Below are 13008 nucleotides of genomic sequence, written 5' to 3' on the forward strand. Positions count from 1 at the left end.
GTCAGACGCTTGCCGGGATTTCGAGGCCCTTTGCGGAGGCGGGGCGGGCAACGCAACGCTCGACCCACGCACCGACCGCCGGGAAACCCGCATAGTCGAGCGCTTCGCGGCCGCCGTAGAAGATATCGGCGCCGCGCACCCAGGGGAATGTGGTGATATCAGCGATGGTGTATTCGTCGCCCATGATCCACTGACGGTCCTTGAGGCGGTCTTCCAGAACCGAAAGCAGGCGCTTGGACTCGTCGCGGTAGCGCTCCATCGGATAGGAGTTGTTGGCGACCTTGTCGGCGGCATATTTGAAGAAGTGGCCGAACTGCCCCAGCATCGGGCCAACGCCGGCCATCTGGAACATCACCCAGCACAGCGTTTCATAGCGTCCGGCGACATCAGCCGGGATGAGCTTGCCGGTCTTCTCGGCGAGATAGACGAGGATGGCGCCGGATTCGAACAGGCCGATCGGCTTGCCGCCGGGGCCGTTCGGATCGATGATCGCGGGAATGCGGCCATTCGGGTTGAGCGAGATGAACTCAGGCGATTTCACACCGTCAGAACCGAACTCGATGCGGTGGGCTTCATATGGGAGGCCGAGTTCCTCAAGCGCGATCGAGACCTTCACACCATTCGGCGTGGGCAGCGAATAGAGCTGGATGACATCGGGGTTCTTGGCGGGCCACTTCTTGGTGATCGGGAAGGCGGAAAGGTCGGACATGAACGGCTCCTTGGACACGGGAGCTCATAGATAGGACAGGTGGACGGGCGATGTCAGGGTGGCCTCTACAAAATTCCGGTGGAAGCCGGATAGTCCCTGCAGTCAGAGCACCCCACGCACCGCGTTGATGATCTCAGCCACGACCGGATTGCCTTCATGCTCGGGCTTGCGGGCGCGCACGAGGCAGGCTTCCGATTTCAGGATCACGCCATCGGACAGGATCTTGAGGTGGTTGGCGACCAGCGTCGACCCGGTCGAGGTAATGTCGACGATGATGTCGGCAGAGCCGGAGGCGGGTGCGCCTTCCGTGGCGCCCAGACTTTCGACGATGCGATAGAGCTGGATGCCGTGATTGCCGGAAAAGAACTGCTGCGTCAGTCGCCAGTATTTGGTGGCGATCGTCAGGCGGCGGCCGTGGCGGGCGCGGAAATCGGCGGCGACATCGCCGAGATCGGCCATGGTATCGACATCGAGCCAGATTTCCGGCACGGCGACGACGACATCGGCATGGCCGAAGCCCAGGCGAGCGCAGAACTCGACGCGGGCATCGGCCTCCGCCAGCCCCTCACGCACCAGATCCTCGCCAGTCACGCCGAAGTCGACCGTACCATTGGCAATCTCACGCGAGATTTCCGAGGCGGAGAGAAAGGCGATCTCGATATCGTCGCGGCCTTCGACCCGGCCGCGATAGGACCGGTCATTGCCGACGGCGATGACGGAAAAACCGGCGCGGGCGAGAACGGCGGACGAATCCTCCTTCATGCGCCCCTTGGAGGGAAGACCGATGGTGATGGTCATGCCGCAGCTTCCTTCACGCTTGCGATGCGATCGAGCCACAGCGAAAAGCCGACGGCGGGAATACGCTCCTTGGCGCCGAGCAGCGTGAGCAACCGGTCGAAGCGGCCCCCACCGGCAAGAACGAGCGGATCGCCCTCAGGCGTGATCTCGAAGACAAGGCCGGTATAATAGTCGAGCGGGCGGCCGAAGGCGGCGCGATAGGTCACGGCGGACGGGTGCATGCCGGCCTCGCGCAAAGCGGCAACGCGGCTTTCGAAACGGGTGAGCGCTTCTCCAAGCGACAGGCCGGCCTTCTGCGCGAAGGCGGCGAGCGCCTGTGGCGCATCCGCAAGGCTCAGTTCCAACGCCAGGAATTCCCTGAGCAGTGCAAGCGTGCGCTCATCGAGGCGGGTGTTCGCCAGCTCCATTTTCTCCCGCAGGCGGCGCGCGATATCAGCGGGGCTGCGGCTGGCATTTGTGGAATAGCCGGTCGCTTCCATCGTCTCGTCGATATGGGCGATCAGCGTCGTCTCGTCGTCGAGTTTGCCGAGAATGGCAAGGCGTTCGACTTCCGGGCCGAAAATGCCTGACGGGGCGGGATTGGACAGCGTGTCCATCAGCCGTTGCAACTGCGTCTGGTTGCCGAAGGCGTGGACAAGCCGCTTTTGCCAGCCGGCCGGCAGACCGCAGGCGGCAACCACCGCCTCGAACACCGACTGGTCGCCCAGCACCACGGACAGTGACACGCCCGGCAGACGGTTTGCCAGCACGGCAATGGCATCGCTGACCGCACGGGCATCGGCGCGCGCCACATCGGGCTCGCCAAGATCCTCGATACCAGCCTGATAGAACTCGTTCGATCCCTCGCGGCGCTGGCGGAAGACCTCGCCGAGATAGGCATAGCGCCTCGGCGTACCGGTCGCCGTCTCAATATGGCGCAGGCAAACGGGAATGGTGAATTCCGGGCGCAGGCACAGGCTCTTGCCCGTCTCGCTCTCCGTCATGAAGATGCGCCGGCGCAGATCCTCGCCCGCCATGTCGAGGAAGGGTTCGGCCGGCTGGATGACCGGCGTGTCGACGCGCTCGGTGCCGAGGGCTTCGAGATCGGAGATCAGATCGGGGGCGAAGGCGGGGAGATTGATCAGTGGCATGGGAAAAGCTCCGGCCGCGGGGCGGCATAGCCCCCTCTGGCCTGCCGGCCATCTCCCCCACAGGGGAGGAGATCGAATTGTTGGACCGTCTCGCCTGTCCCTGACATCTCTATCCGGGTGATGCGTTCGCACCTTGCCAATCTTCCCCCTTGCGAGGGAGATGGCCGGCAGGCCAGAGGGGGGTGGAAGGACGCGCGCATCGCTATCAGCTGGTCCGTGCCCGATCTTCGGCCTGCGCCTCGAGGATTTCACGGACCTTCGCCACGAGTTCGCTTTCCGGCACGGAAATCTGCGCGACGCGCGCCTCGCGCCAGGACGTGTTGTCCTCGATTTCACCGGAGAGGCGCTTGCCTTCGATCAGGTCCTTGATCTGCACCACGCCCTCGGCGCGCTCATCGCCACCCTGGATGATGGCGACGGGGGCGTTGCGGCGGTCGGCATATTTCAGCTGGTTGCCGAACTTCTTCCAGTTGCCCTGGTACATTTCGGCGCGAATGCCGGCATTGCGCAGTTCCTGGGTGAAGCGCTGGTAGCGGCCCATGCTCTCGACATCGCCGTCCATGACGGTGACGAGGACGGGGGCCACGACGTCGTCCTGCCCGAGCTTGCCGAGGTTCTTCAGCGCCGTCATCAGGCGCGAAACGCCGATGGAGAAGCCCGTGGCCGGAACCGGCTGGCCCATGAAGCGCGACACGAGACCATCGTAACGACCACCGCCGCCGACGGACCCGAAGACGACCTTCTCGCCCTTCTCGTTGGTAACGGCAAACTGCAACTCGGCCTCGAAGACGGGGCCGGTATAGTATTCGAGGCCGCGGACGCAGGATGGATCGATCTTGATACGATCAGGACCATAACCTGCACTATTAAACAGGGTTGTCATTGCGCTGAGCTCGGCTTGGCCTTCGTTGAACTTTCCGGAAAGGTCCATTGCGCCTATCGCTGCTAGCCTTACTCCGGATGGCTTAAAACTCTTAACATCACCATAGGTCACCTTAATGGTGGATATGTCACCGCCTATAGGACCGGTCACATCGGTTACTTCACGCTCGAACAGCGAAAAAACAATTCCAATCTGCTCTTCGCTAAGACCGGCGCCCTTGGTGAAGTCGCCGGACTCATCCTTGCGGCCGGGGCCGAGCAGAAGCTTCACGCCCTCGGGGCCGAATTTGTCGAGCTTGTCGATGGCGCGCAGAACGGTCAGGCGTGCGCCTGCCTTGTCATCACCACCCAGGCCGATCGCTTCCAGCACACCGTCGAGAACCTTGCGGTTGTTGACGCGGATGAGGTAGTCGCCGCGCTTGATGCCGAGGGCTTCCATCGTGTCGGCCATCATCATGCACATTTCGGCATCCGCCTGGACACCGGCGGCGCCGACCGTATCGGCATCGAACTGCATGAACTGGCGGAAGCGGCCCGGGCCGGGCTTCTCGTTGCGGAAGACATAACCGGCACGATAGGTGCGGTAGGGCAGCTGGATCTCGTTGAAATTCTCCGCGACATGGCGGGCAAGCGGCGCCGTAAGGTCGTAGCGCAGGCTCATCCACTGCTCATCGTCGTCCTGCAGCGAGAAGACGCCCTCGTTCGGGCGGTCGCTGTCGGGCAGGAACTTGCCGAGCGCATCGGTATATTCAAAGAGCGGCGTTTCGACGGGATCGAAACCATAGCGCTCATAGACCTCGCGAATCTTCGCGGTCATCTCGTTGACGGCGCGGATATCCGCAGCCTCGCGGTCGACAAAGCCGCGCGGCAGGCGGGCTTTCAGCTTCTGCGGTTTTTTCTGCTTTTCGCTCATCGGGACGGCCGAAATTCCTGTATTTCCGTTGCGGTTTCCCTAGCGGATTGGGCCGGAAGCGGCAAGGGCGCAAAGACATGCCCTTTTGATCGAGCTGAAACCGGCAGCTCTCCTTTTAGTAGATTTCGGCTGCGGCTGGGCGTATGAAAGCGAACGCTCATTCGCGCAGCCGTTGCTGCCGGTGAACGAAAATTTTCAAAAGACGGCGACCATACGAAGGGCTGGGTGTGGTTTGTCGCCACGTGCATGTCCCCTCGGACGGCGACTACACCAGCCCGGACCGACGCAATGGCATCGAAATCGACAATCTCCCTCGCGCAACGCTCGTCCGTCGCAGACTTCATCGGCATCAAGGCGGATCAACTGGACGACATGTTCGTCTGCGAATCCTGGAGCGCGGACCTCGCGACGGGAATTCTGTGGATCGGGCCGCAGACCGCCGCCTTCCATGGTGTGGCTGGCCAGACCTGTGGCATCCTCGACATCATCCAGCCCTATGATCCCGCCGATTGGCACAAGGTTCTGCTGGCACTCGAGGAAGCCGCCACCGTCGCGACCGATATCAGTTTCGGCACGTCGATCCGCCCCAAGGCGGGGCTCTACCGTCCGGTATTCTGCTTCGGTCATTCGGAAATCAAGGCGAACGGCGGCGTGATCGTCGGCACCTTTGCCACCGCGCGGCGCTGTCTCGAAACGACTGTGACCATGCCGACCCTGTTGAACTGAGGCCTTTCCTTTTGCGCAGCACGCGCCTATCTCTGGTGCATGCGGAAGATTTTCCTCATATTCGCCATTCTGGGCGCCGTGCTCGCCGGCTGGGTGCCGGCGATGGCCGGGACGCTGCATGCGGCCCGCATGCCGGCAGCGCAGGCCGTGCACATGCATGATCACGGCTCCGGCGAACACGGAAAAACCAAGCCGGCCGCCCATCCCGTAGCGTGTGCTGCGTGTTTTGCGATAGAAGCCGGCACACTTTTACCAACCAACCGACGGCTCGATATCTCCGCGCGCATTTCCAGCGCCGAGCCGCGCCTTGCGGGCCGTGCGCTGTCGCCGCTCGATCCCCCTCCCCGAGCCTGAACACGATTGCATGACAATGCGGACGCGCCTCGCGTCCGCTCATCAACCGTTTTCAGAACTGGAAAAGACAATGAACGCAAAGACTCTGTTTCTTGGCGCTGCCCTCGCGCTCGCCTTCTCCCTGCCGGCCATCGCACAGGAGGCCGATCACTCGGGCCATCAGATGGTGGCCGAGCCTTCGGGCAGCGCATCCACGCAAGCCTTCATCGATGCCAATGCGAAGATGCACAAGGGCATGGACATCCCGTTCTCCGGCAATGCCGACGTGGATTTCGTGCGCGGCATGATCGCCCATCACCAGGGCGCTATCGGCATGGCGAAAATCGAGCTGGAGCACGGCAAGGACCCGGCTATCCGCAAGCTCGCGGAGGAGATCATCACCGCCCAGGAGGGCGAGATCAAGATGATGGAAGAGTGGCTGGCGAAGAACGCCCAGTAAGCCGCATAACAGCCGACCGGGAGCCCCGCCGCAAGGCGGGGCTCTTTCGTATTGCCATCTGTGCGGCGAACGCGTCCCCCAAACGAAAAACCCGCCGGAACCGGCGGGTCTTCAATCGCTCACTCGCCGGCCGGCGGCCGGCGGCCGGCTGGTCGCCGAGGCCTCGACAAGCGAGGCGGCGATCGCGCGGGCCATCATCAGGCTCGTTTCGCGCAGTTCGGTGTTGGAGCCGCTGCGCGCGGACCGGATGAGACGAAAACCCTCACGCAACATGATCTCCTGCGCCTTGTCACAGGCCCAGAGTTCCAGCCGGGTATCGTCGATTGCAGATAGGTTTGGCGCCATAAATCCCCCATGCCAAATCATTCAGCATAAAGCGGCACCGCGCGACCATACGTGTACACGTCGCCCCAGACTTGTTGATGTATGAATTCGCCGCTCAACCCTAAGCTACATGATTCGTCGCAAAATCAAATAGCTGTTTGTAACGGCAAGCCCGGATTTATGGCCGTATGAGCGCATTTCTCTTAAGTTCTACGTCTGCCCGGCAACAACAACCTTCAACGTGGTCGTTGACGAGCCCCATGGCCTGCATGAAGGCATAGACGGTCGTCGGACCGACGAAGGTCCAGCCGCGCTTCTTGAGATCTTTCGAAAGGCGCACGGATGTCGGCGTGGTGGGATTGGCGGAAATCGTCGCCCAGTCCACCCTTGCGGGGCGCTCATCCGGACCGGGCTCGAAGCTCCAGAAATAGCGGGCGAGTGTGCCGAACTCGTCGCGCATCGCCTGCGCGCGGCGTGCATTGTTGATGGTCGAGACGATCTTGCCGCGATGGCGCACGATGCCGGTATCGGCGACGCAGCGCGCGATATCCTCCTCGCCGAACGCCGCAACGCGGTCGAAATCGAAGCCGGCGAAGGCAGCGCGAAACCCTTCCCGCTTGCGCAGGATGGTGAGCCAGGACAGGCCCGACTGGAATCCTTCCAGGCAGATCTTTTCGAAGAGACGGATATCGCTCGTGACGGGCTGGCCCCATTCCGCGTCATGGTAACGGCGGTAGTCGTCGAGGTTGCCGTGCCAGGCGCACCGCGTCTTCCCGTCCTCGCCCACCGTCAATCCGCGTTCCGTCATCACCGTCTCCGTTTCCTGTTTGTTCGCGTTTACCACTCATCAACCACCTTTGGAAAGCGGGCAATAACCCTACTCAACGCTTTATCGGCATCGTGCATGTTTAATGAATGGGCGTTTACCATTCGCTTCATCTGACGGTGCAAGCATTTTGGCGAACCGGCGCCGCATTGGGGCGGCGCAGACCGGCGACGATCAGTAGCGAGTACGTCCGATGTTGATACGAACCCTTCTAGCAGCAGCCTTGCTGAGCACCACGACGGTTGCCCATGCCAATGACCGGTACGGCAGCCGCCCGCCCGTTATCGTCAGCCCGGACCTGACCGCACCGTGGCTGATGCAGCTGACGGGCGAAGGCGCGCAGCCCGCCGCAAACACGCGCCGCATCATCCAGCGTCAGCGGGTGGAGCAGCGTCGCGTCATCCGCCGCGACGGCGTCGCCCGCGTTGAGCAGGTGTCGGCAACCGGCCAGGCACAGCGGCCGGTCCGCTCCAAGCTCGATCCGATGTATCTGCCGCAGATCGTTTCCTACGACAGCAAGCACAAGGCCGGCACGATCGTCATCGATACCAACAACCGATTCCTCTATCTCGTGATGGGCGATGGCAAGGCCCGCCGCTACGGCGTGGGCGTCGGCAAGCCCGGCTTCGAATGGGCCGGTACGCACACCGTGACCCGCAAGGCCGAATGGCCGCGCTGGACGCCGCCCAAGGAAATGGTGGCGCGCGAGGCCGCAAAGGGCCATTACCTGCCTGCCTCTATGGATGGCGGACCGGAAAATCCGCTCGGCTCGCGTGCCATGTATCTCGGCTCAACGCTCTACCGCATCCACGGCACGAATGCGCCCTGGACGATCGGTTATGCGGTCTCCTCCGGCTGCATCCGCATGCGCAACGAAGATGTCGTCGATCTCTACGAGCGTGTGAAGGTCGGCACCAAGGTCATCGTGATCTGACACCGAACGACGACAAGCAATTCGAACATCTCCGGCCGCCCCGCTGCCGGAGATGTTTTCCTTTTACGCTGCATCTTCCGAAAGAATTCGAACAAATCCGCCCTCGCAACCGTCCTGCTTCCGGCAGGCTGACTTGAATTTGATCAGGACTCGGCTAGCCTTGCGGAATTGAGGATTGAGAGGGAATTCAACATGCGGAAATACGCATCGATCTTGCTGGCGGCCGCCGTCGCCGTCACGGCGGTCATGCCGGCGACAACCGCCAGCGCCTTTCCCGGCGCACGGCAGGAAAACCAGACGGGCGCCGCGCGCGACGTCGTGCTTGTGCAGCAGAGCAAGAAGCAGGTCGCCCAGAAGTACAAGCGCACCAAGGTCCGCTTCGTCACCGACCAGGCGCCGGGCACCGTCATCGTCGATACGAACAACAAGTTCCTCTACTATGTCGAGGGCAAGAACCGGGCGACGCGCTACGGCATCGGCGTCGGGCGCGATGGCTTCGGCTGGTCGGGCGTTGTGAAGGTGGGACGCAAGGCCGAATGGCCGAGCTGGACGCCTCCCGCCGAAATGCGCCGTCGCGAGGCCAAGAAGGGCCGCATCCTGCCCGTCGTGCAGGCCGGCGGCGAGGACAACCCGCTCGGCGCGCGCGCCCTCTATCTCTATCAGGGCGGCCGCGACACGATCTTCCGCATCCACGGCACGAACCAGCCCTGGACGATCGGTCAGAACATGTCGTCGGGCTGTATTCGCATGATGAACAAGGACGTGGAGCATCTCTACGCCCGCGCTGATGTCGGCACCAAGGTCGTCGTCGTCGGTCCCGGCAACAGGCAGGGCGCCGTCAACTACAACGATCGCGGCGTGGATTTCTTCGGCACGCTCTTCGGCTTCGGCGGCTAATCTGCCAAGACCTGCTGGTATCAGGGAATGCCGGCTTCAGGCCGGCATTTTCGTCGAAAGGTTCGATATCGCCACAGGCTTCTCGCCCCCATAGGCCCATTCGAGCAATTCCACCGTATGCAGGATCGGCACGGCGGTTCCGGTCGCGATCTGTGTGATGCAGCCGATGTTGCCGGTCGCGATGAGGTCGGGCTTCGTCGCCTCGATGTTCTTCACCTTGCGCGCCTTCAGCTTGGCCGAGATTTCCGGCTGAAGGATATTGTAGGTACCGGCCGAGCCGCAGCAGAGATGGCCCTCTGCCGGATCGCGCACCGTAAAGCCCGCCTTCTTCAACAGGGTCTTCGGCGCCATCGTGATCTTCTGGCCATGCTGCATGGAGCAGGCCGAGTGATAGGCGACCGTCAGCCCCTTGCCCTCCTGCTGCGGCAGGTCGAGGGTCGCGAGATATTCCGTCACGTCCTTGGCAAGGGCCGAAACGCGCGCCGCCTTCCCCGCATAAACCGGGTCGAGCCGCAGCATGAATCCATAATCCTTGATCGTCGTGCCGCAACCGGATGCGGTGATGATGATGGCGTCGAGCCCGCCCTTCTCCACTTCCTCAAGCCAGACATCGACATTGCGCCGTGCGGCCTCCAGCGCCTGTGCCTCCCGGCCCATATGATGGACGAGCGAGCCGCAGCACACCTCGCCGGCTGGCGCCACGACCTCGACGCCGAGCCGGGTCAGAAGCCGGATCGTGGCTTCATTGATGCCGGGCTTCAGCACCGGCTGGGCACAGCCGGACAGGATCGCCACCCGCCCGCGACGCTGGCCGGCGGCGTCATATGTGCCCGGCTTCGAGCTGGCGGAGGCCTTCGGCAATGTCTTCGGCGCCAGATCCAGCATCGCGCCGAAGGGCTCGAAGGCCTTGAAGCGCTTGAAAAATCCGGCAAAAGGCCGGCCAAGCGCCGCCGCCCGCAGAGCGATGCGAAAGCGCGAGGGATAGGGCAGCGTTGCCGCGAGGATGTTGCGCGTCAGGCGGTTCCAGAACGGCCGCCTGTAGGTCTCCTCGATATGCATGCGCGCGTGATCGACGAGATGCATATAGTCCACGCCGGAGGGACAGGTGGTCGTGCAGGCAAGGCAGGAGAGGCAGCGATCGATATGGGTGACCACCTCGGCATCCGCCGGACGACCGTTTTCCAGCATGTCCTTGATGAGATAGATGCGCCCGCGCGGACTATCCAGCTCATTGCCGAGCGTCACATAGGTCGGACAGGTGGCCGTGCAGAAGCCGCAATGCACGCATTTGCGCAGGATCTTCTCCGATGTCGCGACATGCGGATCGGCAAGCTGTTCGGCGGTGAAATTGGTTTGCATTGGCGGGTGTTCCTGTCAGCCGGTCATGCGGGATCTGAAAAGCCCGGCCGGATCAAAACTTGCCTTCACGGCGGTCTGGATGGCGGTGACCGCATCGGTTTGCGGCTGGAAGATTTCCGTTGCAGCCAGCACGTCCGGGCGGGCGCGAAGCAGCGTTGCATGGCCGCCGCCGACCGCCTTGATATAGCGACGCAGCAATGCCGCTTCCGGGTCGCTCTCCATGCGCAGCCAGACAAGACCGCCCTGCCAATCGTAGAAGGCATCGACGCCGGCTTCGAGACGCAGGGCCGCCACCAGCTGCTGGCCGGCGGTGGGCGCGACCGAGACACGCCAGAGCGGCCGCGACGTACCATCTGCATAGGGCGTGGCATCGCGGATTTCGCGCCAGAGGCGTTGCGTCAGACCGGCATCGCATTGCGAGACCGCACCGAAGCCGGCCATGGCGTCGGCAAGCTTCTGTGCCCGCACCGAAACGGAAGCGGCAAGGCCTTCAAGACGCAGCACGGTCGCCGCCCCGTCAGGCAACGCGCCGCTGACAAACCGGCCGCGCACGCTTTCCGGCAGATGCGCGGCACCGGAGACTTCGACTGGCAGGGCCATGGCGGTTGCCATGGCCGCCGTGGCTTCGGCATCGTTGAGGTTGGAGACAACGATGGTGACGGCGGTTTCCGGCATCGGCAGGACGCGGAAGGTGACTTCCGTCAGGAGCGCCAGGGAACCGTGCGATCCGGCAAGCAGCTTTGCGAGATCGAGACCCGTGACGTTCTTCATCACGCGGCCGCCGGCCTTCACGATCTCGCCCTTGCCATTGACGAAGCGCACGCCGAGCAGGCTGTCGCGCGCCGCACCCGCCACGAAGCGGCGCGGGCCGGACGCATTGGTCGCAAAGACGCCACCGATGGTGGGAATGCCGGACGAACCGAGCAAGCCGCGCAGGTCGACGGGCTCGAACGCCAGCATCTGGCGGTTTTCGGCAAGGGCGGCTTCGACTTTTTCAAGCGGTGTTCCCGCCCGCACCGTCATCGTCATCTCGGCCGGATTGTAAGCCACGATGCCATTGAGGCCGCGCGTCGACAGCTGCTCGGCACCATCGGCCGCCGGCAGCAGGCTGCGCGTGCCGCCACCGGAAATGGAAAAGGGCGTCGCGGATAGGCCGGCGATCATGACGAGGCGTGCTGCGGCCTCTTCGGAGAGCGGTTCATGGATCGGTGTCATGCAGCAGGGCGCCCTTCGAGTGGGAAGACCTTGGAAGGATTGAGCAGCCATTGCGGATCGAAGGCAGCACGGACGGCCATCTGCTGGGCGAGGTCCACCTCGCTGTACTGGTGGCGCATCAGGTCGCGCTTTTCGATGCCGACACCGTGCTCGCCGGTGAGGCAGCCGCCGGCATCGACGCAAAGCTTCAGAATTTCATTGCCGGCGGCTTCCGCCCGCGCAGCATCCTCCGGGTCGTTGGCGTTGAAGAGAATGAGCGGGTGCATGTTGCCATCGCCGGCGTGGAAGACATTGGCGACGCGCAGACCGTATTTCGCCACGATCTCTGCCGTGCCGCGCAGGACATGCGGCAGCTGGCCGAGCGGCACGGTCCCATCCATGCAGATATAATCGGCAATGCGGCCCGTCGCGCCGAAGGCCGACTTGCGGCCCTTCCAGATGAGCGCCGCCTCGGTTGCTGACTGGCATTCCTTGACGACCTTCACGCCGTGACGGCCGGCGATCTCGATGATGCTGGCCAGCATGGCGTCCATTTCCGCCTCGGAACCCTCGACCTCGACGATGAGAAGCGCCTCGACATCCATTGGGTAGCCGGCCTGCGCGAATGCTTCGCAGATTTCGATGGCAGGCTTATCCATGAATTCGATGGCAACGGGGATGATGCCTGCACCGATGACATCGGCCACGCAGGCGCCGGCCTCCTCCGACGTGTCGAAGCCGAAGAGCACCGGACGCGCGCCTTCCGGCCGGGCAATGAGGCGCACGGTCGCCTCGGTGACGATGCCGAGCTGGCCTTCGCTACCGCAGACAACGGCGAGAAGATCAAGGCCGCCAGCATCGAGCGCCTTGCCGCCGAGATCGATGATCGTGCCGTCGATCAGCACGAGCTTGACGCCGAGGAGATTGTTGGTGGTCACGCCGTATTTCAGGCAATGTGCGCCGCCGGAATTCATGCCGATATTGCCGCCGATGGTGCAGGCGAGCTGCGAGCTCGGATCGGGCGCGTAGAAATAGCCGTCGGCGGAAACGGCATCGGATATGGCAAGATTGGTGACGCCGGCCTGGACGGTTGCAGTGCGGTTGGCGAAATCGACCTCCAGGATGCGCGACATCTTGGAAAGGCCGATGACGACGGCATCCTCCTGCGGAATCGCACCGCCGGCAAGCGAGGTGCCCGCCCCGCGCGGCACGACCGGAACGCCGTAACGGTGACAGTACTTCAGTACCGCGGCGACCTGTTGCGTGGTCTCGGGAAGGGCGACCGCGAGCGGCAGACGGCGATAGGACACGAAGGCGTCCGTCTCGAAGGGAACGAGCTCGCGCGGCTCATGCACGAGACAGCCTTCCGGCAGGAGATCGAGGAGATCGGCGACGATTTCGCGGCGGCGCGAAAGAACCGCCGGGCGCGGCTCCAGAAACGCGATCTGATCCATATTTCGCCTCCCCAATCCACAAGTGGTCTGTTTTCTTTACCACTTTCTATCGGCCGGTGCAAATGATAA

The 13008-nt window shown here is 63.2% G+C and carries 14 protein-coding genes; 5 read left to right on the plus strand and 9 right to left on the minus strand.

What is annotated here, in order from left to right; all coding sequences use genetic code 11:
• Position 1: 1 nt before the first annotated feature.
• The 4 genes from MKI86_RS20760 to hisS form a co-directional block, all read right to left on the minus strand.
• Positions 2 to 709, minus strand: a complete 708-nt coding sequence (locus tag MKI86_RS20760) for a glutathione binding-like protein (protein ID WP_241604886.1) — start codon at positions 707 to 709, stop codon at positions 2 to 4.
• Between the two features lie 102 nt (positions 710 to 811).
• Positions 812 to 1507, minus strand: coding sequence for an ATP phosphoribosyltransferase (hisG, locus tag MKI86_RS20765; protein ID WP_241604889.1), 696 nt, complete (start codon positions 1505 to 1507; stop codon positions 812 to 814).
• Complete coding sequence (locus MKI86_RS20770; protein WP_241604891.1) at positions 1504 to 2637, minus strand: ATP phosphoribosyltransferase regulatory subunit; 1134 nt, start codon at positions 2635 to 2637, stop codon at positions 1504 to 1506. The genes hisG and MKI86_RS20770 overlap by 4 nt, the downstream gene beginning before the upstream one ends.
• Positions 2638 to 2842: 205 nt before the next feature.
• Positions 2843 to 4432 (minus strand): histidine--tRNA ligase, encoded by a 1590-nt coding sequence (gene hisS, locus MKI86_RS20775; protein WP_241604893.1) that lies wholly within the window; start codon positions 4430 to 4432, stop codon positions 2843 to 2845.
• Positions 4433 to 4720: 288 nt separating this feature from the next.
• Here hisS and MKI86_RS20780 point away from each other — a divergent pair, with 288 nt between their 5' ends.
• The 3 genes from MKI86_RS20780 (at position 4721) to copM (ending at position 5951) form a co-directional block, all read left to right on the plus strand.
• Positions 4721 to 5158: a hypothetical protein gene (locus MKI86_RS20780; protein ID WP_241604895.1), complete on the plus strand. Its 438-nt coding sequence runs from the start codon at positions 4721 to 4723 to the stop codon at positions 5156 to 5158.
• A 39-nt stretch (positions 5159 to 5197) separates the two neighbouring features.
• Positions 5198 to 5512 (plus strand): hypothetical protein, encoded by a 315-nt coding sequence (locus MKI86_RS20785; protein ID WP_241604896.1) that lies wholly within the window; start codon positions 5198 to 5200, stop codon positions 5510 to 5512.
• Between the two features lie 70 nt (positions 5513 to 5582).
• Entirely contained in the window at positions 5583 to 5951 is a 369-nt protein-coding gene (gene copM, locus MKI86_RS20790; RefSeq protein ID WP_241604898.1) for a CopM family metallochaperone, read from the plus strand.
• Between the two features lie 111 nt (positions 5952 to 6062).
• On the opposite strand, the gene MKI86_RS20795 is transcribed toward copM, so the two are convergent.
• Both MKI86_RS20795 and MKI86_RS20800 read right to left on the minus strand, forming a co-directional pair.
• A complete protein-coding gene (locus tag MKI86_RS20795; protein ID WP_241604900.1) occupies positions 6063 to 6296 on the minus strand; it encodes a hypothetical protein in 234 nt (77 codons plus the stop codon).
• Between the two features lie 157 nt (positions 6297 to 6453).
• The gene (locus tag MKI86_RS20800) at positions 6454 to 7083 is read right to left on the minus strand and encodes a DNA-3-methyladenine glycosylase I (RefSeq protein ID WP_241604902.1); all 630 of its coding nucleotides are present in this window, start codon (positions 7081 to 7083) and stop codon (positions 6454 to 6456) included.
• Between the two features lie 211 nt (positions 7084 to 7294).
• On the opposite strand from MKI86_RS20800, the gene MKI86_RS20805 reads away from it, so the two are divergent.
• Complete coding sequence (locus MKI86_RS20805; protein WP_241604904.1) at positions 7295 to 8035, plus strand: L,D-transpeptidase; 741 nt, start codon at positions 7295 to 7297, stop codon at positions 8033 to 8035.
• Positions 8036 to 8227: 192 nt separating this feature from the next.
• A complete protein-coding gene (locus MKI86_RS20810) occupies positions 8228 to 8932 on the plus strand; it encodes a L,D-transpeptidase (protein ID WP_241604906.1) in 705 nt (234 codons plus the stop codon).
• A 36-nt stretch (positions 8933 to 8968) separates the two neighbouring features.
• Here MKI86_RS20810 and glcF read toward each other — a convergent pair whose 3' ends face one another.
• From glcF to MKI86_RS20825, 3 genes are read right to left on the minus strand one after another with little or no spacing between them, the layout of a single operon-like run.
• The gene (glcF, locus tag MKI86_RS20815; RefSeq protein WP_241604907.1) at positions 8969 to 10291 is read right to left on the minus strand and encodes a glycolate oxidase subunit GlcF; all 1323 of its coding nucleotides are present in this window, start codon (positions 10289 to 10291) and stop codon (positions 8969 to 8971) included.
• Between the two features lie 15 nt (positions 10292 to 10306).
• On the minus strand, positions 10307 to 11506 hold the full coding sequence (locus tag MKI86_RS20820; RefSeq protein ID WP_256465753.1) for an FAD-binding protein: 1200 nt from the start codon (positions 11504 to 11506) through the stop codon (positions 10307 to 10309).
• Entirely contained in the window at positions 11503 to 12939 is a 1437-nt protein-coding gene (locus MKI86_RS20825) for an FAD-linked oxidase C-terminal domain-containing protein (protein WP_241604909.1), read from the minus strand. The genes MKI86_RS20820 and MKI86_RS20825 overlap by 4 nt, the downstream gene beginning before the upstream one ends.
• Positions 12940 to 13008 lie beyond the last annotated feature (69 nt).

Origin of the sequence: Shinella sedimenti, from assembly GCF_022601905.1 — a bacterium.
GTDB classification, from domain to species: Bacteria; Pseudomonadota; Alphaproteobacteria; order Rhizobiales; family Rhizobiaceae; genus Shinella; species Shinella sedimenti.